General features: G+C 33.1%; 16 protein-coding genes and 1 pseudogene. 8 read left to right on the top strand and 9 right to left on the bottom strand.

Annotated features, from left to right (window positions below; all coding sequences use genetic code 11):
• Nucleotides 1-2 precede the first annotated feature (2 nt).
• The 3 genes from N4A35_09445 (at nucleotide 3) to N4A35_09435 (ending at nucleotide 3,154) form a co-directional block, all read left to right on the top strand.
• Nucleotides 3-1,400, top strand: coding sequence for a tetratricopeptide repeat protein (locus N4A35_09445; protein MCT4581628.1), 1,398 nt, complete (start codon nucleotides 3-5; stop codon nucleotides 1,398-1,400).
• Between the two features lie 25 nt (nucleotides 1,401-1,425).
• Nucleotides 1,426-2,241 (top strand): phosphosulfolactate synthase, encoded by an 816-nt coding sequence (locus tag N4A35_09440; protein ID MCT4581627.1) that lies wholly within the window; start codon nucleotides 1,426-1,428, stop codon nucleotides 2,239-2,241.
• Between the two features lie 82 nt (nucleotides 2,242-2,323).
• Entirely contained in the window at nucleotides 2,324-3,154 is an 831-nt protein-coding gene (locus tag N4A35_09435) for a hypothetical protein (GenBank protein MCT4581626.1), read from the top strand.
• Nucleotides 3,155-3,160: 6 nt separating this feature from the next.
• On the opposite strand, the gene N4A35_09430 is transcribed toward N4A35_09435, so the two are convergent.
• The 3 genes from N4A35_09430 to N4A35_09420 are packed head-to-tail and all read right to left on the bottom strand — an operon-like array spanning nucleotide 3,161 to nucleotide 9,623.
• Nucleotides 3,161-6,382, bottom strand: coding sequence for a SpoIIE family protein phosphatase (locus N4A35_09430; GenBank protein ID MCT4581625.1), 3,222 nt, complete (start codon nucleotides 6,380-6,382; stop codon nucleotides 3,161-3,163).
• On the bottom strand, nucleotides 6,382-7,344 hold the full coding sequence (locus N4A35_09425) for a hypothetical protein (protein ID MCT4581624.1): 963 nt from the start codon (nucleotides 7,342-7,344) through the stop codon (nucleotides 6,382-6,384). The genes N4A35_09430 and N4A35_09425 overlap by 1 nt, the downstream gene beginning before the upstream one ends.
• Entirely contained in the window at nucleotides 7,341-9,623 is a 2,283-nt protein-coding gene (locus tag N4A35_09420) for an OmpA family protein (GenBank protein MCT4581623.1), read from the bottom strand. Before N4A35_09420 ends, N4A35_09425 begins: the two co-directional genes overlap by 4 nt.
• Before the next feature lie 217 nt (nucleotides 9,624-9,840).
• On the opposite strand from N4A35_09420, the gene N4A35_09415 reads away from it, so the two are divergent.
• The 4 genes from N4A35_09415 to N4A35_09400 are packed head-to-tail and all read left to right on the top strand — an operon-like array spanning nucleotide 9,841 to nucleotide 14,356.
• The gene (locus N4A35_09415) at nucleotides 9,841-10,794 is read left to right on the top strand and encodes a nitronate monooxygenase (protein ID MCT4581622.1); all 954 of its coding nucleotides are present in this window, start codon (nucleotides 9,841-9,843) and stop codon (nucleotides 10,792-10,794) included.
• A 12-nt stretch (nucleotides 10,795-10,806) separates the two neighbouring features.
• Nucleotides 10,807-12,048, top strand: a complete 1,242-nt coding sequence (locus N4A35_09410; GenBank protein ID MCT4581621.1) for an insulinase family protein — start codon at nucleotides 10,807-10,809, stop codon at nucleotides 12,046-12,048.
• Nucleotides 12,049-12,050: 2 nt separating this feature from the next.
• Nucleotides 12,051-13,337 carry an insulinase family protein gene (locus tag N4A35_09405; protein ID MCT4581620.1) on the top strand — a complete coding sequence of 429 codons (1,287 nt, stop codon included), beginning with the start codon at nucleotides 12,051-12,053 and terminating at the stop codon, nucleotides 13,335-13,337.
• A 59-nt stretch (nucleotides 13,338-13,396) separates the two neighbouring features.
• Nucleotides 13,397-14,356: a glycosyltransferase family 2 protein gene (locus N4A35_09400; GenBank protein MCT4581619.1), complete on the top strand. Its 960-nt coding sequence runs from the start codon at nucleotides 13,397-13,399 to the stop codon at nucleotides 14,354-14,356.
• Nucleotides 14,357-14,386: 30 nt separating this feature from the next.
• On the opposite strand, the gene N4A35_09395 is transcribed toward N4A35_09400, so the two are convergent.
• The 3 genes and pseudogenes from N4A35_09395 to N4A35_09385 all read right to left on the bottom strand — a co-directional run bounded on the left by N4A35_09395 (nucleotide 14,387) and on the right by N4A35_09385 (nucleotide 19,019).
• Nucleotides 14,387-15,400, bottom strand: a complete 1,014-nt coding sequence (locus N4A35_09395; GenBank protein MCT4581618.1) for a glycosyltransferase — start codon at nucleotides 15,398-15,400, stop codon at nucleotides 14,387-14,389.
• A gap of 64 nt (nucleotides 15,401-15,464) precedes the next feature.
• Nucleotides 15,465-18,776 carry a PKD domain-containing protein gene (locus tag N4A35_09390; GenBank protein MCT4581617.1) on the bottom strand — a complete coding sequence of 1,104 codons (3,312 nt, stop codon included), beginning with the start codon at nucleotides 18,774-18,776 and terminating at the stop codon, nucleotides 15,465-15,467.
• A 9-nt stretch (nucleotides 18,777-18,785) separates the two neighbouring features.
• Nucleotides 18,786-19,019: pseudogene (locus N4A35_09385) on the bottom strand (PKD domain-containing protein).
• A 1,030-nt stretch (nucleotides 19,020-20,049) separates the two neighbouring features.
• Here N4A35_09385 and N4A35_09380 point away from each other — a divergent pair.
• Nucleotides 20,050-20,805, top strand: coding sequence for a hypothetical protein (locus tag N4A35_09380; GenBank protein ID MCT4581616.1), 756 nt, complete (start codon nucleotides 20,050-20,052; stop codon nucleotides 20,803-20,805).
• A gap of 33 nt (nucleotides 20,806-20,838) precedes the next feature.
• Here N4A35_09380 and N4A35_09375 read toward each other — a convergent pair whose 3' ends face one another.
• The 3 genes from N4A35_09375 to N4A35_09365 form a co-directional block, all read right to left on the bottom strand.
• The gene (locus tag N4A35_09375) at nucleotides 20,839-22,290 is read right to left on the bottom strand and encodes a nicotinate phosphoribosyltransferase (GenBank protein ID MCT4581615.1); all 1,452 of its coding nucleotides are present in this window, start codon (nucleotides 22,288-22,290) and stop codon (nucleotides 20,839-20,841) included.
• Between the two features lie 161 nt (nucleotides 22,291-22,451).
• Nucleotides 22,452-23,174, bottom strand: coding sequence for a metallophosphoesterase (locus N4A35_09370; GenBank protein ID MCT4581614.1), 723 nt, complete (start codon nucleotides 23,172-23,174; stop codon nucleotides 22,452-22,454).
• An 8-nt stretch (nucleotides 23,175-23,182) separates the two neighbouring features.
• On the bottom strand, nucleotides 23,183-23,722 hold the full coding sequence (locus N4A35_09365; GenBank protein MCT4581613.1) for an RNA 2'-phosphotransferase: 540 nt from the start codon (nucleotides 23,720-23,722) through the stop codon (nucleotides 23,183-23,185).
• Nucleotides 23,723-23,849: the final 127 nt, after the last annotated feature.

Below are 23,849 nucleotides of genomic sequence, written 5' to 3'. Positions count from 1 at the left end.
CTATGAAAGAAAACTTTGATAAAGAAAATTACAATCAGGAACTCATTCGAAAAGCAGAACAAATGCTTAATGAGAAAGATGCAGTATTTCACGATATCGAGGAATTTGAAGAAGTAGCTGAGTTTTATTTGGAAGATTTACAATTAGAGCAAACGTTTGCAATTGTAAAAAAAGGATTGGAGCAGTATCCTAACTCCCCTAACCTTTTAATGATATTGTGTGAGTATGAATTTTTAAGTGGTCGTCAAGACAAAGCGTTAAAAACGATGAAAAATATTATCGAAGTTCACCCATACAATATTGATTACTTGCTTGAATACGCTAATCTAAACGCAAGAAGTGGCAACTCTAATGAAGCCATTCGATTATATGAGCAATCATTAAAACATGACTTAGAAGATCGAGAGTCGGTTTTAATGGACATTGTTTTTGAATGTCAAAGAATTCAAGATTTTCAAAAAGCGCTCAACTATTTAAAAGAAGCACTTGAGTTATCTCCTGATAATGAAATGATTTTATTTGAAATGGGAATTTCATATAGTGAATTAAGTCTAGAGGAAGAGGCCATTCAATTTTTCAAAGATTATTTGGATTACAACCCCTATTCTTACGTCGCTTGGTTTAATTTAGGGAGCATGTATGCTAAACAAGGGAAGAATAAAAAAGCTTTATTTGCCTTTGATTATAGTATTGTTACCAACGAACATTTTCCTGCTTCTTACTATGGAAAAGCTAATGCCTATATTCAACTAACGGAATATAAAAAGGCAATAAAAGTATTAAACAGTACCTTTGTATTAGAACAACCGCATGCTTTTGTTTATTGTATGATTGGTGAATGTCATGAAAAATTAGAGGACTATACCAAAGCGCTTACTTTTTACGAAAAAAGCTTAGAACTTGACAATGACTTTGCTGATGCATGGATGGGAATTGGCGTTGTAAAAGACTTAACGGATAAAAGTAAAGAGGCCATAAAGTTTATGGAAAAAGGAATTGAAAAAGATCCCACCAACTCTGAATTTTGGTACCTATATGCTGAACTTTTAAGTAAATTAGACTTAAAAGATGATGCTAAATTAGCGTTTACCAAAGTCACGGAATTGGATCCTAACAATACTGATGCATGGTTAGATTATAGCAATTTACTTTACGAAAACCAATTGGTGAATGAAGCCACTTCGATTATTGAGAAAGCGCTAAAAGAAAACTCAAACAATGAAGATTTACGTTACCGTCTAGTAGCTTATTTAGTTCAAAAAGGAGATTTAGAAAATGCAAAGAAAAATCTAATTTTAGCACTGAAAGAAAATTACGAAGCACATAAACAACTATTAGAATTCTACCCTGAGATTAACAAAATAAATGAAATTATAGAGCTAATACAACAACATAAATAATTAGTTCTTCTGTAAAAACACGACTATGAATTTTAATTTACCAAATATCCCAGATAGAGGAGAAAAGCCAAGAGAAGCTGGTGTTACCATGATGATGGATAAAGGACTAAGCTTAAGAGAAACAGAGGATTTTATTTCTAGTTCTGGTCATATAACAGATATTGTTAAGTTTGGTTTTGGAACATCTTATGTTACCAACGACTTACAAGAAAAGATTAAATTATATCAAGAAGCAAATATTCGCCCTTACTTTGGAGGTACGCTATTTGAAGCTTTTATCGCAAGAGATATGTTTGACGACTATAGAAGGCTAATTGACAAGTATGGCTTAAGTCTAATGGAAGTTTCCGACGGTTCTATCGTTATTCCTCATGAAGAGAAATGCGAATACATCAACACCTTAACCAAACAAGGTACGGTAATGAGTGAAGTTGGCTCTAAAGAAGCTGGTATTATTATTAGTCCAGCTAAATGGATCAAAATGATGACCAACGAATTAGAAGCTGGTTCATGGAAAGTAATTGCTGAAGGGAGAGAAAGTGGCTCTGTTGGTATTTTTAGACCAAATGGGCAACCCCATACGCGTTTAATTAATAAAATTATCGCTAAGGTAAAACCAGAGCAAATTCTTTGGGAAGCTCCGGCAAAAAAGCAACAAGTTTGGTTCATTAAATTGTTTGGTCCAAATGTAAACTTAGGAAACATTGCCTATAATGAAATGATTCCTTTGGAGTGTTTACGTTTAGGATTAAGAGGAGATACATTCTTTGATTATTTACCAAAAGAAATTGTTGAAGCTCGAAAACAACCAGATGAGGCTTACCAAACAGCTAAAGCTTAATATTTTTAAAACCCACTATGATAAGAGCAGCATTTTAGATTCATTTTAAATGCTGCTTTTTTTATTTATTTTTTTTACTTACATGATGTTCTTCCTTTGGTTAACCGCATTAATCTTCCTGTTCTTAGTTATCTTTTCTTTAGGTTACTTAAAATTTAAACGACTAGTTCAACAAGAAACAACAATGCTGCTCAATCATAACATCACTATTGATCATATCATATCTGAACATGACCTTAAACAACTTCCAGTACCTATCAAAAATTGGTTAAGGACCTCTGGTACTGTTGGTTCTAAACATATTAATAAAGGTAAGATAACTCAAAAAATAAAAATGAGAATGCGCCCAGAACAAAAAGAATGGGTTTTAGGTAAGGCGATTCAATATACAATGATCAATTCCCCAAGTTTTATTTGGAATGTGACTGTTAAACTTAACAAAATTCTAGGCTTTCAAGGCCGCGACAAGTTTGAAAATGGAAAAGGAGAAATGTTGATAAAAATTAATTCGCTCGTCAATGTTGTAAATGAGCAGGGAGAAAAAATAAATGAAGGAGCTTTACAACGTTATTTAGGTGAAATGGTATGGTTTCCATCTCTAGCACTTAGTCCATTTATCAGTTGGCAAACAATTGATCATTATACCGCTAAGGCGACAATGAGCTATAAAGGTGTTACAGGTTCTGGCACGTTTTATTTTAATCAAGACTATCAAGTGACTCAATTTAAAGCTTTGCGTTTCAAAGACAACACCAATGATGCCCAAAGAATCGAATGGTTAATTGATGTTCAGAATTATCATACTTTTGATGCGGGTATTGAAGTTCCATCTACAATCAGCTCAACTTGGAAGTTAAATGAACAAAATTGGACATGGCTACACCTGGAAGTTACCGATTTAAAGTATAATTAGGGATTGTTAAATAACTAAACCAGCAATCAAAACATCATCAATTTGATCTCCATCCCCCATCCAATTCATAAACGTTTGATTTAAAATCTGGTATTGTTCTTTCTCAGACTTAGCGTGAATATCAATTAATAAAGGTTTCAGTCTTTTAGACATGAACTTTTTGTAGCGCTCTCCACCAAATTGATCGACATAACCATCTGTTGTTAAGTAGATCGCATCCTCTTTTTGCAATTGAACATTATGTTGGGTAAAAGGCTTTAATTGATGTAAATAGCCAATAGGCTGTTTGTCTGCTCTTATTTCTGTTAAAGTATACGCTCCCGAAGTGATGTTTTTATATTCTTTAAGTTGCTCACTTTGCGCTGTTGTTTTCCTAATAATATAAAGGGGATTATTAGCTCCAGACCATTGCATTTCTAAAGTCTCTAAGTTAATTCGAAGTAAAGTAATATCCATCCCCTCTTTCATTGCAAACTCATCTGTTTCATGAACAAGTTCATGAATAACTTTGGTTCGTAACTTACCTAAAAGTTCATTAGTCTCTATTTCAGGATGATCTAGCATAATCTCATCTAAAAATGCAACGCCTAACATACTCAACATCGCTCCTGGAACCCCATGACCTGTGCAATCCCCTACTGCTAGGTAAATAAAATTTTGATTTTTACTTCCCCAATAAAAGTCACCACTTACAATATCTCTTGGTTTATCCAACATCACAGTTGTCTTAAAGAGACTTCTCCATTCGGCATAATCATCTTTAAAAACAAATGCTCTTTGAATCCTTTTGGCATATTTTATACTGTCATCAATTTCACGATTTTTTAATTCTAGTATTTTCTTTTGATTAACAACTTTTTCATTAACATTTAATAACGCCTCATTTTTTTGCTCGACTAACCTATTAGCTTTAGACAATTCTAATGTTCTCCTTTGAACTTTTAATTCTAAAACTCGCATTAGCTTTATTCTTCTTGCGTTGATCCAATAGACAGTTCCTACAAATAATGTTATAATTAATAAAACAAAAATTATGAGTGCGGAAGATGTTTTCCAAAACGGTTTTTTGACAATAATTTTAATTTTAATTTCTTTTTCACTGCAAGAGTCTTCCAGACAGACTTTAAGCCTAAAAACATAATTACCATCTATAATTGATTGATACCTCGCTAACAATTTATCGTAAGCAACAGTATTCCAATGTTTATCAAACCCCTCTAATTTATACTGATAGGTTACCTCTTTAGGATTAGTCAAATAAATAGACTGAAACTTAAACTCTAATTGATAATCTGAATAGGGTAACTCAATAATAGAATCATAAGCAATAATGCTATCATCAATAGCCATACCTTTATAAATTACAGGTGGAAATTGTTTTTGAGTGGATAATACTCCATTGTCTATTTTTATTAAGCCATTCTCTGTCCCTATCCATAATTTATTATCTGCAGAGAGTTGATACGCTGTTGTATTCACCCCTTTTAACAACGGATTGTCTTTTTTGTTGAATTGATCAAAGGTTTTATTTTCTAAATTCAATCGAGATAAACCATCTTTATGCCCCATCCAAATCTGATGATTAATATCTTCTACGACAAAATAAACATAATTAGAGAGTATCCCCGAGTTCTGAGTTCTGTATTGATTAAACTCCCCATTTTTTAAGATAAAAATACCATCCCCCATTGTCGAAAAAATAATTTCCTTATCTGCCGTTTCAAATATTTGAGATAACTCGAAGCTTTCGAATCCTTCTAAATCTTTATACAAAGTAAACTCACCATCCTTGTATGAATAGATGGGACTAACTGGAGAATCAAACCAAAAACGACCTTTAGAGTCTAAATAAATATATTCAATAACATTATGAACTAAACCTTCATTTGTTCCTATATGCAACTCTTTTCCATCTGTAAAAGATTTGATATACAAACCTGTATTGGTTCCTAAGTACAATTTATCATTGGTGTTTAAAATATAGTTAATAGACTTTGGAACGAACTGTTGATCATCAAAGTTAAATGCAGTTAATACTCCATTTTCAAGGTAAAATAAGCCATGACTCTCGGTTCCGATCCATAAACGGTTGTCTTTCGCCAAAATAGACTTTACCCGATCATTATAAAAACCAGTGTTCTCATTATAATTGATAATTGTATCAACTCTTATAATTGAAAAACCTTTATCGGTTCCCACAACCAAATCTCCTTTATAGTTGGTTACACATAAAATATTTTCATTGGTAAGGCCAGTAGACTCATCATACCATAATGTTTTTTTAGAGGTAAACACAGAAATTCCATCTCCATAATAACCAATCCAAAGGTTTTGCTCATGATCATAAAACAAACTTTGTATAAAATTACTGAGCAAACCATTTTGAACATTATAATTGATAAAATTATAGGCTTGTAATCGTTGATCAATAAATTTAATCTCAAACAGCCCTTGCCCTAAAGTGGAAATTACAAGCTTATCTTTCACAAAGGCTAAATCTGTAATTTTTGTAGTGATTCCTATTTTGTTTAAATCAACAGTGTTGACTAAACGTAATTTATCATTGAGTTGGTAGATGTATAACTTTCCATTCAATTCGAAAACAAAGTTATTAGAGGTTGGGTTGGTCTTTAATAGTTTAATGTACTCGAATTCGGTTTCAGGAAGCAGTTGAAATCTCTTGTTATTTTTAAAATAAATTCCATCTTGAGAAAGGTATATAATTTTTCCATTCTTTAATTTTACTCGCTCCCTTAACTTTAATTCAGACAATTCATTGATTGAGTATTCAAAAGAGTTGGAAGTAGAATCATAATATCCTTCTTTGAATTCAGTCGTTAAAATCGAAAGACCATCTTTATTTTCAAAGATCGAAGACACAACATCGGTATCATAATGTTCAGCTTCAAGTCCTTTAAAGCTTTTTTTTAACTTGGTTAAGCCATTTTCATAATAAGTTAGCCATATTTCGTTATTAGCTGCGATATGTATTTTGGATACAAAATTATCCTTTAACAAAGAATACTTATCCAACAACCTAAAGCTTACCCCATCATAAATCAACAATCCTTTTGATGTTGCCGCATACAATACTCCATCAGCATCTTGGGCAAAGTCATAAATATACTTTGCTTTTACCTTTTCTTTTTCAAAGTTTCTGAAATTATATTTCTGCCCCAAAAAAGAATAAGAGTACAATAATAATATGATAACTAAGCCATATCTCACTAATCAAATTTATAATTTACATCAATTTTATATTTGTATTTAGGTACTCCTCCTATCGGCGTTGAAAAAAACGGAACTGCTTCTTCATATTGATTTAAGAAAAATATGACCATATCGTTGTAATCTTCCGTCTTTTTGATGAGTTGAAAATCTATACTAGTATTTTTTTCTCCCTCATCAATTTTATGTAAACTTTTCATCCAACCTCCATTTCCACTTTCTTTCACATAATGCAATTTCTTGGTCACAGAAGTTAAGCGCATATCCACATCATTATCAGCATCAAAATTATGCTGCTCTATACTCACCACTTTTTTATTAATAAATGGATAGACATGTGCTGTTTCCTTTACTCCTGGCTTTAATCTAAAACACATTTCATAAGTAAATGCATTCCCTCCTTCAATCGGAATATTAGCATCAGACTTATAACTTAAAGCGTATTCATAAGCATTTCCATCATTACCATTAAGTCCTTTACAAATGACCTTAAAAACATATCCTTTCATTTCTTTAGAATACTCGCCCTCTTTTGGATTTATTGGTCCGAAACTATACCACTGTTGATCATACTTTGCTTCATTAGAAAAAACTTTACGATCAATAATCACTCCTTTATCATAATTTTTTTGAGGATTTATTGACCTGGCTTCTTTTGTTGAATAAGCACCTTTTCCTCCATAAATAGTATAGACTGTTCTTGTATCAAACACTCCATTAGGAGTATCTAACTCTCCTCCAGTGCTTGGATCGTAAACCCTAATGTAAACTGGTCTGTTTTCTGTCTGAGGAACGACAAAAAAATGGATTTGCACATGATCGTCATCTCCCCAAGAAGGAGTACTCCCCTGACCAAACGTTAATAAATAGGCTATATTTTCAAACTTCGATGGTGTTACTTGTGCATGATAACCTTGCAAAATCAAACCAATAGCAACTAATAGTGGGATATACTTTTTCATTTTTTAGACTTTAATAACTGAAATTCAACTCTTCTATTTAATTTTCTCCCTTTCGGGTTATCTGCTCCTGAAGCAGTTGTATTAGGAGCTGCTGGTGTTGTTTCTCCAAAGTTTTGAACTTCTACAACTCTATTCTTCTCTACTCCATGCTTCAACAAATACTTCATCACTGAAGCTGATCTTCTTGCTGAAAGCTTCTCATTGTAGCTATCAGACCCCATAGCATCTGTGTGTCCTTTAACAATAATATAAGCATATCTATGCGCTTTCAGCTTTTCGATATTTTGATCTAATATTTTTCTAGCTTGTAGTGTTAAATAAGATTTATCAAAATTAAAATAAACCGGATCTAATTGAAAACCTAAACCAGCTGTTAACATTGAATCTATCGCAGCATCAGATAACAACCCGTTATTTAAAGAGTCTAATTGATTACCAGCTGCTTCAACAGCTTTTTGATAATCTTCTGCGGAAACAATTCTAATGGAATCGACTTGGCAATAAGTTTCGAACAGCGCTAAACTATCATCAAAAGCTACTACCTGAATTTTAACCTCATGCCATCCTAGTTTATCAAAGGTATAATCCAAAATTGTCGTATCTTTTTCCTGATCAACAGCATCAATATTCCAAAATATATTTCTTATCTCCTTATTTTTTAATGATGTGACAGAAGCATCTAACTTCTGGAGTTTATTAACTTCTCCTACACTGTCTAATTTGACTCCAACAAAGTTGACATTCTCAATTTTAATTTCTTCAATTTCTTCTTTCTGTTCTAATTTTCCTGAAAGCTTATCAATAATATCCAATGAGATGTGGTAAGTTCCTGGATACTTGAATGCATGCGAAACCTTTTCCCCATATTTAATGTTACCATCTTCAAAATTCCATTTATAATCTAACGCTACTCCCCTTTTGTCAATACTATTCGATAAATCAAAGCTTACAGTAAATGGTTTATTTTGGTACGGTTCACAATCAAAAGTTGGTTTCGTAAAATCTTGTAAATAATACAAGTCCATCGCTCCTTTACCTCCTAGTCGATTAGAAGAAAGATACCCTTTATTCTCCTCTTTATTTATCGACAAGTAAATATCATCACTTGCGGAATTAATAGGCATTCCTAAATTTATTGGAGCAGACCATTTCCCGTCTGTCATCGTAGATTTGAATAAATCATAAGCTCCATAACCTTTATGGCCTTTAGATGCAAAATATAATGTTTTTCCATCTTCACTCAAAAAAGGGCTATCCTCATTATCTTCAGTATTGATTACATCATCCAATAAAACAGCTTCAGACCACTTATTATCTTTCCCTAATACTGATTGATACAAATCCAAGCCTCCTTTTCCTTTTTTATCTCGAGCACTAAAAATAAATGTTTTTCCATCTTTTGAAAAAACTCCATGAGGTTGGTAATTTGAAAAGTTAATAGACTCATCAAATAACTCTGGCTTAGAAAAAGCTCCATTTTCATATGTTGAAAACCATAATTTATTTTCTCGATATAAAACAATTGTATCTTCAGTAAAACTCTTACTAACAAACGCATTATGTTTCTTACGAATCTCTTTCAATTCATTTGCAGAAAGCTTTTTACCAGTAGAGTCCTGACTTAAATCAAGGATATATTCATTTTCAAAATAACGATTATCTTTATATCGCTTTTCTTTTGCAGCATCTTTATACCGAGTGGTGTATAATAATTTCTTTGATTTTTCAAGATAAACAGATGCGTATTCGCTTTTAGATGTATTGGTCTTACTTCCTAAATTTTTGACTAAAATAGAAGCTTCCTTTTCTTTTTTCAATTCGGCAGCAATGGCATATTCACACTGTTTGATTTTATTTTCAACATTTCCTTTTAACAGCTCAGCAAAACTATTCTTTGCAAGCCCCTTGTCGATAAACAATTGATAATTTTTTACTGCCGCTTCAAACTGATTTGAAGCATGTAAACAATTAGCATAATCTAGATAGGTTTCAAAAATGGTATCTTTTTGGGGATAATCTATCGTTTTCTTTAAATGATATTCAGCGCTATCATAAAAATTGTAATGCTCTAAATAAATTCTTCCCAATTCATAATTAGCTATATAATGATTTTCATCCTTATCCAATATAGATTTAAAAGCGCTAACAGCTTTATCATAATCCCCAAAATAATAGGCTTTTTGGGCTTTTTTTATTTCTTTATTTGTTACTTTTTCTTGTCCAAAAAACAAAAAAGTACTACAAAAACTTAAAATAAATACAATGTGTTTTAATTGCATTAGTCTCTTTATTTTTTCCTGTTACTATTTTTTCTTCATTCTTAGGGGCATATATAACCTGCAAATATAAAAAAAACTCATTCTTTTAAATATTTATTAACAACTATATAAGAAACAATATTGCAAAGCTAAAAAACACCTTTTTTAAAGCATTTTAACAGCACCTCTTTTATATTATGTTTATTTTAGCAGATTCATTAAAATGAACATAAATTCTATGAATAAAATAACTTCACTTTTCAATATAAAACATCCTATAATTCAAGGAGGAATGATCTGGTGTAGCGGTTGGGAATTAGCTAGTGCCGTTTCTAATGCTGGAGGGTTAGGAATCATTGGTTCTGGCTCTATGTATCCAGAAATTTTAAGGAGCCATATCGAAAAATGTAAAGCTGCAACAGACCGACCTTTTGCTGTAAACTTACCGATGCTTTACCCTGATATTGATCAACACATTGAAACGATTATCGAACTTCAAGTCCCTATTGTTTTTACTTCTGCGGGTAATCCCAAAACATGGACATCAAAGCTGAAAGAACATGGAATTATTGTTGTTCATGTGGTTTCAAGCGTCAAATTTGCATTAAAAGCTGAACAAGCTGGAGTAGATGCTATTGTAGCTGAAGGTTTTGAAGCAGGTGGGCATAATGGGAAAGACGAAACAACGACTATGGTTTTAATACCTATGGTGAGAGATGCTGTAAAAATCCCTGTAATAGCAGCGGGAGGAATTGCCAATGGTAGAGGAATGTTAGCGGCAATGGCTTTAGGTGCTGATGCTGTTCAAATTGGTTCTCGTTTTGTAGCTAGTGATGAAGCATCTGCTCATATTAATTTTAAAAATGAAATTATCAAAGCTTCCGAAGGGTCCACTCAGCTAACGCTAAAAGAACTAACTCCTGTAAGGTTATTAAAAAATGATTTTTATAACAAAGTAGAAGAAATATACCTCAAGGGAGGCAGTAGCGAAGAATTAAAAGAATTATTAGGCAGAGGTCGAGCTAAAAAAGGAATGTTTGAGGGAGATTTAATTGAAGGAGAACTCGAAATTGGACAAGTAGCAGGAATGATTAATCAGATTAAACCAGCTGGAGAAATTATTGATGAAATCATGCTTGAATATACCAACGTCAGAAAAGAAATAGTATTAGGGGGTAAATATTGTTTATAAAAATTAGGTAGCATGATAAAATTCGAAAAATTCACTTTAGATAATGGGCTTCGAGTAATTGTTCATGAGGACAAATCTACTCCAATTGTTGCTGTAAACTTAGTTTATGATGTTGGAGCAAGGGATGAGAGCCCCAATAAAACTGGATTTGCTCACCTCTTTGAACATCTGATGTTTGGTGGATCAAAAAATATAGAAAACTTTGATGAACCCCTACAAAATGCTGGTGGACAAAACAATGCTTTTACCTCCAATGATATAACTAATTATTACTGCACTCTACCTGTGCAAAATATAGAGACTGCACTTTGGCTGGAATCTGACCGATTAGACGGTCTGGCCTTTACTCCAAAAAGTTTGGAAGTACAAAGAAATGTTGTTATTGAAGAATTTAAACAACGGTACTTGAATCAACCTTATGGAGATGTATGGTTATTATTACGACCACTTGCTTATCAAGAACACCCTTATCAATGGGCTACAATTGGAAAAGAAATTCGACATATTGAAGAGGCTACAATGGAAGATGTTCAATCATTTTTCTACAAACACTATGGTCCGCAAAATGTCGTATTAAGCATTGCTGGAGATATTTCTGCTCCAAAAGCAAAAACATTGGTTGAAAAATGGTTTGGTACTATTGATACCAGAACAAGATACCATCGAAACCTTCCTAAAGAGCCTGTTCAAAAGGAGTTAAGAACACTTACGGTAGAAAGAGATGTTCCTTCTGATGCTATTTATTTAGCTTTTAAGATGGGCAATAGAAAAGAGCAGTCTTATTACACTGCCGATGTTATTTCTGATATTCTTTCTCGTGGAGAATCTTCTCGTTTGTATAAAAAACTGATCAAAGAGTCCCCCTCTTTTACTGATATCAATGCGTACATAACAGGGAGCTTAGATGAAGGGCTTTTTATTATAAGCGGAAAACCTATAAAAGGGATTTCTCTAGAAGAAGCTTACCAATTGATTACCGCAGAATTAGCGCTTCTTCAACAGGAAAAATGCAATAAAGAAGAGCTTACAATGGTAAAAAACAAAATAGAATCAACCACTATTTTTAGTGAAATGAGTGTCTTAAATAAAGCTATGGGACTTGGTTTTTATGAGTTATTAGGAGATGCTAATATGATTAATTTTGAAGAAGAAAAGTATCATCAAGTAACTGCTGATGCCATCTTAGAAGAAGCAAAAACACTTTTTCTAGAAACGAATTGTTCTGTTCTGTTTTATAAATCAAAAAATAACTAAATATGTTGGATAGAACTATCGCTCCATCTACCCATAAAATTTCAAGTATCCCTTTCCCTGAACCTGAAAAAAAAGTACTTTCTAACGGTATTCCTGTTCATGGATTTAATATTGGTAGTCAAGAAGTTGTACAAATTGAATTGGTACTAAAATCTGGGCAAAAACATGACCATAAACCTTTAGCCGTTAGTGCAATGGCGAACTTAGTAGGAGAAGCTTCTCAAAAATATTCACCAGGAAAAATCATTGAACTCATTGATTATTATGGTGCTTTTTATGAGTCATCGTGTGATGGTGATAAAATTTATTTTGCGCTCTTCACACTGACCAAGCATTTAGACCAAGTTTTACCCATTTTTGCTGAAGCTATTTTGAACCCAACTTTCCCTGAAAGAGAAACTAACATTTATTTAAAAAACTCCCAACAAAACTTTCTCACGAGTAAAGAAAAAACAAGTTTTATTTGTAGAAAAAACTTTAACGCTCTACTCTTTAAAGATCATCCTTATGGGAGGATGATAAATGAAGATGATTATGATTTAGTGCATCAACAAGATTTAATCAATTACCACACTCAATACCTCAATGCCCAAAACTGTGAGTTTTTCATTTCAGGAAAATACGAGGATTCACTATACCAACAATTAGACTCCTATTTTTCTGAAATTCCTTCTAGTAACTTCCTACCTCAACAATTTGACCAAGTGATTCGCAATGATGGAGGGAAACATTTTATAACCAAAAAAGACGCCATTCAATCAGGAATAAGAATTGGAAAAGTATTGGATGTCAATTTTGGAAGTGAAGACTTTTTTAAATTAAAGGTACTCAACACCATTTTTGGTGGTTATTTTGGCTCTCGATTAATGAGTAATATTAGAGAGGACAAAGGTTATACCTATGGAATTGGTTCTGGTATAGCTGCTTTTGAAGATGCTTCTTATTTCTTTATTTCAACAGAAGTTGGAAAAGCCGTTACTGCTGATGCTGTAGCAGAGATTTATAAAGAACTTAATATTATTACTTCAGAAAAAGTTGCCATAAAGGAACTCGACACCGTTAAAAATTATATGCTAGGAAGTTTATTAAAAGAATCTGATGGAGTATTTTCCATCGCGGATCGTTTTAAAGGGGTTTACTTCAAAGGAGAAAGTTTTGATTTTTACAATAGATACATGAATACGATCAATCAGGTAACTCCCTCAGAATTGCTAGAAACAGCCCAGAAGCATTTCAACACCACAAACTTATTAGAAGTAATTGCTGGGGACAAGCATTCAAACGAATAGATAAATTTTACAAATTCCAATTCAACTTTAAACAACTTCATTATCTTTGGTATATTCTTATGGAAAATAATAGTTCAACACCACAAATTTCAATCGTAATTCCACTTTTAAACGAAGCTGAATCGCTCCCAGAATTAAGTGAATGGATTCATCGAGTTTGTACAACCAACAACTTCACCTATGAAGCTATTTTTATTGATGACGGAAGTACTGACAACTCATGGGAAATTATTACGCAACTAAAAGAGAAGAATACGAACATTAGAGGGATTTCTTTTAGAAGAAATTATGGCAAATCTGCTGCTTTAAATGTTGGGTTTGAAGCTACATTAGGAGATGTAATCATAACTATGGATGCGGATTTACAAGATAGTCCTGACGAAATCCCTGAGTTGTATACAATGATTACTGAAGAAGGTTTTGATTTAGTTTCTGGATGGAAGAAAAAACGCTATGATCCACTTTCTAAAACTATACCTACCAAGTTATTTAATGGTGCTACCAGAGCTATGAGTGGGATTAAATTAAATGACTTTAATTGTGGATTAAAAGCCTACAAAAGAGATGTTGTAAAAAGCATTGAGGTTTATGGAGAAATGCACCGTTATATTCCTGTAATAGCAAAATTGGCTGGTTTTTCAAAAATAGGAGAAAAAGTTGTCCAACACCAAGAACGAAAGTATGGTGTTACAAAATTTGGATTAGAGCGTTTCATCAATGGATTCTTGGATCTATTTAGTATCACTTTTATCGGTAAATTTGGTAAGCGTCCCATGCATTTCTTTGGAACGATAGGCACTTTAATGTTCTTTATTGGTGCACTATTTTCTCTATACATTGGAATTGACAAATTGTTTTTTGACACGAATGGTACTTTACTTGCTAATCGAACAGGCTTTTATATTGCGTTAACTGCTATGATTATTGGGTTTCAATTATTTTTAGCTGGGTTTTTAGGTGAAATGATTGCTAGAAATTCTTCCAACCGAAATAGTTACCTTATAAAAAGTAAGTTATAACAAGCTCAGAATTCCTCTCAATTCATCAAGCTACTTATAAAAGTTTTTGGTAAATGCTGAGGAATTTTCTTTATTTAAAAGCATGACTTTGTATACTCCGTAAATAAAGCCTACTCCGTATGAAAAAAGCTGTAAATAACTTGTATAAACAGACACAGCCCCAATAACTATATTGCTATTCTTTACAGTAGAATCAACAAATAGTAAAAGCATATGAAAGATAAGGAAAGCCAAAAAATAAGAGGATACTCCAACGCTTAACAACAATAATGTAAGTACACCAAAGACAAACAAAGTAGGAAAAGTATGTACTATTTTTAAAGAATTTGGATGCTTCTTTTGTAAGTTTATTCTAGCCATTCCTGAGTTAAAAACTTGCTTAAAAAAAGATTTAGAAGTTGATCTTCTTTTATGATATACATAAGCTTCCTTTAATAATTTTGTTGTAAAATTATTTTTAATGATTCTGATACTCATATCAATATCTTCTCCAAAACGCATTTTTCCAAAACCTTGAGTGACCTCATACACCTGTTTAGAATACCCCATATTAAAACTTCGAGGAAAGAATTTATCAGCCTTTTCTCCTCCTCCCCTAATTCCACCGGTAGTAAAAAAAGAGGTCATTGAATAATTGATTGCTTTTTGAAAAACTGAAAAACTTTCATGTGCCCTATCTGGACCTCCATAGGCATCTACATATTGCGTCGTTAAAGCATCTAAAACTGTTTCAACATAATGTTCGGGAAGTATACAATCAGAATCCAAAAACACCAAATAATTTCCACTGGCTTTATCACTACCGTAATTACGACTTTGTCCTGGCCCAGAATTCGTTTTAAAATAATAACTGATGCTTAGCTTTTCTACATAACTCTTAACTATTGACTCACTGGTAATAGCTGACCCGTCTTCGACAATAACGACTTCAAAATTCTTATTCGTTTGAAGCACTAAACTTTCTAATAACTCATTGACCTCATCTGGTCGATTATAGACAGGAATTATTAATGAAAGCTTAATTGAGTCAACAGAATCATTCATTTATCTAAGGTTTAATAAAGACAAATGTAAATAAATCCTATGTAAAAAAGTACATTGCGATCAATTATCTTATCACAGTAACGCTTCCTTTATAATCGTGTTTAACATCATATAAATCCACAATCTTGACGACATACACATAAACAGCTGTTTTATCCATTCTACCATTTACATATCCATCCCAAGTATCATCTAAGTTAAACCCTTCATAAAGCAATTTACCCCATTTATCGTAGATGTACATTTCTTGCTCTTTAATTCCATAACCATCAACCATAAACTCATCATTTATTCCATCTGCATTTGGCGTGATAGAATTAGGAATAAACACTTCAAATACTGGATCTATACGCAATGATTTTGATATTGAATCTGTACATCCATAACCATTTTCAACTCTCAAATCTATCGTATAATAACCTGAATCAGCGTAACGATGGTTTGGATGTTGGTCTCCATAAACCGTTCCATCACCAACATTCCAATCCCAAACACTAGCTCCTATTGATTGATCTGTAAAGTCTATTAAAGTATTATACACATTGGTTTCATCTGGATTAAACACAAAATCAGGGTAAGGTATTGGACGTACAATCACAACATTATCATTATAAATAGAGTCTTTACAACCATAGTTAGAAGTTACTACAAGAGCAGCTCCATAATATTCATTATCTGTATGGCTATCACTTGTAAAGGTAGAAGAGCTGTTCTCATTCGTATCCTCTTCGCCATTATCAAAATACCAATGATAAGTTAAAGTATAATTCCCTGGGTTATGATCTATTGTAGAGGTATTTATAAATTGTACTGTCACAGGAGAACAACCAGCCGAATCTGCTGTCACAAAACTTGCTACAGGATTACTATGTACAATCACTACAAGTTCTGCCGTATCTTTACAATTATGATTTGTAGTTACAATAATTTGAGCATTGTAACTTCCTGGAGCATTATAAGTATGGATTGCAGAAGGGCCAGAAGCTGTTAGTCCATCTCCAAAATCCCATGCAGATTGTGGCAATACTTCCTCTGTACTAAAAACTTGAGTTGATACCGTTGATAAGTCTTGAAATTCAGTTGGAGTATTTAAACAAACATCTGTTGGTGTAAAATTCGCAACTGGCTTTGGATAAACTTCTAAAGCAACGGTATTGGTGTCTCGACATAATTCGTTTGTTGTTACAACTAATTGTATTTGATATATTCCTTCAGCTGCAAAATCATGTGTTGGTGATTGGTTAGTAGATGTATTCCCATCACCAAAACTCCAATCCCAGTTCACTAAAGTTGATGTTGTATTTGAATAATCGGTAAAATCAAATGTTTCGTATACACAATTATTACTTACTGTAAATTGAGCTGAAGGTTCATCATAAATATCAACATTTATTGTTGTATCATGGATACATCCATTTGACGATGTTGCCTCAAGATTAACCGCATAAGTTCCTTCTGTACTATACAAATGAGTTGGTGTTTCCACACTTAATATTGCATTATCTCCAAAGTTCCATACATAGGTCATGTTATCATTACTTGGAATTGTCGTATTGTTTACAAAATGTACACTATCATATTCACAGACATTTGGCATCGTAAAATTAACTACTGGCATACCATATACTTCAATCTGATTGGTTATTGTATCTCTACAACCATTCATTGTTTCTATCATTAATGTTACGTCGTATAACCCATGACTTCCGTATTGATTTGAGGGATTTTGGTTCGTAGATGTATTTCCGTCATCAAAATTCCAATCCCAAGCTACAATATTATTATTCAATGCAACTGTTGAGTTATCTGTAAAATCCGTAGCTGTTCCAAAGCAAACAGTAGTGTTGCTAAACGCTGCTTCAGGTTTTGGAAAGACATTAACTGCATTCACTACAGAATCTAAACAGCCATCAGCTGTTTCAACCATTAATTCAACATAATAGGTTCCTCCTAAAGTCCATGCATTAGCACCATTTTGAGTTGTAAAATCAACATTTCCATTATCATCAATATCCCAATTCCAATTCGTTATTGTTGCTCCACCAGCCACAGTAGAAGCATCTGTTAATGTAGCTGGGAAAAATGGGCATTCTTCAGTTGATGTGAAAGCTGCAACTGGAAGAGGCTTAACCTCTATATTAGCAACGGTATCATCTTCACAACCATTCACATCTGTTACTTTTAAATGCACAGGGTAAAATCCAAATCCAGGATATACATAAGAAGTATTTTGCGCATAATCATCTACAGTTGCATCATTTTGGTAATCCCATTCCCATAATGAAATAGAAGAAGCTGTTGTTGTTTGGTCCGTTAGCATTGTTGCTTCATTTAAACATTCTGTCGATGACGAAAATTCAGCAATTGGCAAGCTATAGACATTTACAGGGTTTACAACGGTATCTTTACAACCAACACTTGTTGTGATAATCAGTGTTGCATTATAGCTTCCATCATTGGCATAAGTATTTGATGGATTTTGAATATTATCCGTGTTTCCATCTCCCAAATCCCATTCCCAAGTTGAAATATTACCAACTAAGACAGTAGATAAATCAGTGAAGTTTGTCACATCATTATGACATACAGTTGTTGAGCTAAAAGCTGCAACTGGTTTAGGATATACCACGATGGTATTAACTATCGAGTCTACACAACCATCTGATGACATCACCATCAACTCTACATCATAAGCACCACCAGTATTCCAAGTATTTGCTCCATTTTGAGTATTTGTTTCTACCGAACCATCATTTCCTAAGTCCCAATTCCACTGAGAAATTGTACCACCACCTGGTATAGTAGAAGCGTCTGTTAATGTTGTTGCAAATGTTGGGCAGACCATTGTAGAATTGAACGCAGCAACTGGTAATGGATGAACAGTAATATTTACAACAGTATCGTCTACACATCCATTAGCATCAGTAATGGTTAATTCTGCTGGATATGTCCCAAAAGCAGGATAAGTATATGATGGATTTTGACTGGTATTATCTATGGTATTATCATTCTGAAAATCCCAATCCCAATTGGTTATATTTACTGATGCTGTTGAATTATCTGTAAAATTAGTTGCATCATTCTGACATTCTGTTGTGCTTATATAACTAGCAACAGGTTTTTCATATACGATTTGGGTACCAGTTATAGAATCTCGACATCCAGCAGCTGTAACAACTGTTAAATTAACAGGATAGCTTCCATCTCCAGGATATAAATGAGCAGGATTAGCAGTGTTTCCTGTTGCTCCATCTCCAAATTCCCATTCCCAAGCAGCAATAGTCCCTGTGGTGACTGTCGAGGTGCTCGTAAAATTAATGGCATCATACTCACATTCGGGAGTACTCGTATAACTTGCTACAGGTTTAGGGTTAATCGTAATCGTAGATGTAGATGTTTGGGTACATCCATCCGTAGTTGTTACTTGCAAATTCACAGTATAGTTTCCACTATTTTGAAATAAATGCACAGGGTTCATATCTGTTGATGTACTACCATCTCCAAAATCCCATAAAACACTTTGTATGGTGACACCTGGAGTTGCTTGAGCTTGAAAACTTGTTGTATCCCCTAAACATTGGACTAATGGATCAGCACCATTCTGTCCATTGTGAAACATGTTTACATAATTAAAGTTGGGACCTGCAGAAGGCAGAACTGTAATCGTAAAAGTTGTAGATGCACAAAGATAATCCACAGTAATATTCGCCACTTGTGTAGTATTTGAAGGAGCAGGAGTAAAAGCAGGTATATTACCTGAACCTGTTGCAGGTACTCCAATAGCTGGATTATCGTTAGACCAGATATAAGTTCCTCCAGGCGGATTCCCAGGAGGGAAAGTAACTCCAGGAGACTGACTACCACTACAAACAAAAGATGCAGGAATAGTAATTGGCGGTTGATTCAATGGAGCAACAACAAAGTTCGTTGTTTGTGCAGGAAACATTCCACAACCATCGTCTGTAAATGCTGAATTTCCTGAGAGGATTCGAATACTTGCTGTAGCATTAGTTGGAATACCAGGAAAATCATATACTACCCAATCATTATAAGTATTGGCTCTGCCAGGACAAGATCCAAAAACTGTTGGAGGCGATGCACAGTTGGGTAATTGAGCAAATGGTATGTTTTGTAAATTCGCCACAGGAGAACCTGTACTTGTTGTTGTTGTTCCATTTACAGTTACCTGCAATGTCATCGTAGTTGAATTGGGATTCGCATTTCCATGCCAATGTTCTACATACAACCTCAACAAACCATCACAACTAATACAATACGCCACCTGAACCGAGTGAGCATAAGATGATAAATTAAATAGTGTTGAGATGAGTAACAGTAGTAGTAGTATTTTTCTTTTCATAGGTAGGTAGATATATTTAAATTTTTCCCCAAATAAGCTTTTAACGTCGCCTAACCGTAATTTAACGCGCTAACAAGCAATTATTTAACGTTGATGAAATGGGTTGGTTGCCAAAAGTTAAAAAAAAGTTAAACATTTATTTCAAACAAATGACTATTTGTCTTCAAAAATATTAAATATTGTTAAAAAACAACTACCTAAACATAGGTAGAAGCAACATATTCATAAACTTTAGAGTTATATCTAATTGTTTCGACTAACTTTGTAAACTGATTTCAAAAATGAATTTATGACTTTAGGAAGAAGAATTAAATACTACATGATTGGGGCCATAATGGGTGGGTTACTTTCATTTTTTATATTCAACGGAAGAGGATGTGGTTGGCTTCCAGGAAATAGAGTTCTTCAAACTATAAAAACAAGCAAAATTGTTACTTCAAAACAAGATAAATGTCTTCTAGAGTGCAATGATATTAATGCTAACGCGATTTATCAACTGATAGAAAATGGAGCTGTCAATTTTGGAGAAAGTGATACTGAAAACAAAAATTATAGTATCTCTAATGATAGCTTAAGGTTGTCATTTCAACTGAACTTAAAAGATTCTTTGGCTGTTACAATTATCAACAATATTCCTAATCAAAATAATTGTGATTGTGCTACCATTCCTAATCATGAATATGTAACACTTTATCAACCAAATGCCATGGTTTTAGAGCGTTTAAAAAACCTCACCTTATCCATTAAAGAAAAGGTGCAATGTGAGTTAGCTTGTTTTGACCTAAACGAAAATGACGTTAAAAACATTTTTGAGGAAGGCGAAATCTTATTTGAACAGAGTTATCCTAACCGTACTCCTAATCCAATCTATTATATCAAGCATTCGAAAAATGGTATTGAATACCTCTATTGGATAGAACAAGGAGCTACAAAATCCAGACTAATTCACGTTGTCAATTACAATAAAAACAACTTAAAAGAAGGAGAACCACTAAGTACTTTATTTGAACAATCTCTAAAAATTAGAGCTTGTGATTGTTATTAAAAAAGGGAGGTATTTAACCTCCCTTTTTAATTTTTATTTTCGAACTCTTTGTCTTACTTCACTCAACAAAACATTTTTTAGCAATTCCCCATCTCTAAACACTTCTTCTAAAGCTCCCTCGCTTTCCTCATCCCATGAGACTTGATCCACTAATTGATATGCCCCATTATTCAATTCTACTTTTAATAATCCTTTAGCAGACTTTTTAGTACCATCGTCAGTAACTGGATCTTTAAAAATCTCTCTTCCTTTCCCATCTACCTCTCCATAAGTGGCTTTCATAGCAAAACCAAAAGTATCGCGAGTGTTGTATTGATATGTATAGGAACCTATTCCTAAAACCACATTTGTTGAAGCAAATCCTTTATCTTTTAATCGTTTGCAAATCTGCTCAGCTCTTTCGAGAGTAATACTATCACCATAAATTGCTCCTATATGACTATCCAATTCCTTATACCCTTTTCCATTCTCTTTTCCTCCAAATATTTCCCATAGTAATTCAATAACTCCTTTTTGTTCAACTTCATTTTCACTGTTAGGGTTTCCACAAATAATATCAACTGGATCTCCACTATCAGGTCTTATCACTACTTTACCATCTCTTGCTAAAACTTCATTTTTTAAATTGGGCAAATACACTGTCAAAACTTTCCATAAATCCCAAGTATCAGAGACAATAGAAACAATTCCTTTTGGATACACGTCAGTAATTAGACGCTTAAATGTTTCTTCTTCTCCCTCATTTGTTCCCATACACATTACAGAATGTTCTGTTGCTGCTACTGAACCTCCGATTAATTCCTTGTCAGAATCAGCATTATAATATTGTTCTAAAAAGTCGATTGAAGGGATAGTATCAGTTCCTGCAAAACTTAATAAGTGTCCTGCTGCACTCATCATAGCAGCTTCCAATCCAGCCATTCCTCTCATTGAAAAATCGTGCCCTTGCCAATCGACAAATTCTTCTATCGAAGAGGTTTCATTAGCATATTTATCAAGTATTTTTCTATATTGTTTTGCAATTGTAGCTGAATTACACGGCATCCAAACTGTTGTTGAAACTATTGTTTCAAAATAATTGGTCAACCAAAAAAAACGAGGTAAGGTGTTATACATTGTAAACATTGGCACCCTTATAGGCACAGATACGCCTTCTGGTAAAGCTTTTATTACCATTGGAATATAACCTAAGTCATGTAATTCCTCAATATGCTTTATCCCTACTGAATTCTCTCCTAAATAATTATTGATTCTTTTTTGATAAATATTACAAACCTTTTCTTTAGGTTGACTAAAAAAGTTTCGGTTAAACTCTTCAATAACATACTTTTTAATGAAATATTGGAGTCCAAAAAAAACGACTTCGTTTACTCCATCAATTCTACTTTTTCGCGGTGTCCAATTCGAATAAACTAAAGTTGTTTGTTCAGGATATTGTCTGCGATGGTCAACTTTATAGCCATCTGTATATAACATTGGATTCATAACTATTTATTTTTTAATTGGTTAATTAATTTATTTACTATTTTATATTCAGATGTTTTTATATTATCACCTATCAATACATCTACTATTTTTATTTTTCCTTGAATTTGAGAATTAAACCTTTCTCTCCTATTGGTCTATATAATGTTTTTGTTTTCATATTAATTCCTCCCTTTTTCTTTTGGATATAGTTGATATACAAAATCACTTTGCACAAAAGCTTTTGTGTCTATATCTAACATAGTTAACTTCCCTTTAAATGCAGCTGCTGTATCTATATTCCAAACATTAGCTTTGTTTATGGGCTCTAAACTATTTAACTCAGTTGTTGGAGTATGTCCTATATATATTTCTTTGAAAAGTTTTAAACGTTTAGGGTATTGTTTTGAATCATAAGCTATTCTGCTATCTAAAGCTACAGCCGTCTCCCATAATGTCCTATCCCAAGAGTAATTACTCTTATATATCTCTTTCTCAGGCCCATGCATTGATGAAAAACCAGCATGAATAAACAATCTATTTTCAGTATCAATAAAATAATCTTTCATTTCTTCAAAAAACGAGATATGCTTACTCTTGTCCATAATCATTTCATAACTCTTTACAGTTGATTCTCCTCCATGTTGTAACCAAATCGAGTTAGCTTCACCAGTCTTGAGCCATTGGTAACACCACTCATCATGGTTACCTCTTATAAAAATGCATCGATTTTTTTTAGAAAACTGAATTAAAAACTCTATAGTTTGAGCTGATTCACTCCACCCATCAACTAAATCTCCCAAAAAAATATAATTCAATTTATAGTTTTTGTTTGTCTGCTCTAATAATTGCTTCAAAGCTCTTAAACCTCCATGTACATCTCCTATAACAACTGTTTTATTTATCATGTCATTCATTTTTTAAAACTAATATATTTCTCAGGCACTTCACTTGTTAACCAAACTCCATTTTTAGATTTAAAGAATCGAAATCCATTTTTACTCATTTCTCCAGATCTTATCGATAAAATAATTGGCTTTCCTCTTCTTGCCCCTACAATTTCAGCTGTTTCTCGATCTTGACTTAAATGAACATGATTTCTCTTCATTTTTTTTAATCCATCTCTTTGAATTAGCCCTATATACTTTTCGACTGTACCATGATAGAGATACGCTGGAGGACTTAACTCCTCTAAGTCTAAATCAACGGGAATAGAGTGGCCTTGATTTGCTCTAATTAATGAAAAATCATCATTAAAAGAAAACCTCTGTTTATTGTTGGTATCAACTATCTCTTTTAATGCTTCTATATCAATCTTAAAACTTGATTTATCTATTAATTCTTGAACTTTAGCCCAACCTTTATGGTCTAAACTTAGTCCTATTTTTTCAGGTTTATGTCTTAACACTAAACTTAAAAACTTACTTATTTTCTTTTTTTCTTGTTCTGTCATCTTAATTATTTTTTTTGTATCATAATATGAACCCCCTTTTGAAAATGATTAACAAATCTTCTAATATATAGATTAAGTTATCGACTAATTAGGAACAAAACTTAGACCTATTCACTGTTATATCACA

This window comes from Flavobacteriales bacterium (assembly GCA_025210295.1).
Classification (GTDB): Bacteria; Bacteroidota; Bacteroidia; order Flavobacteriales_D; family Parvicellaceae; genus S010-51.
Note: the sequence above shows the minus strand (reverse complement) of the source record. Positions and strands in the feature narration are given on the sequence as shown.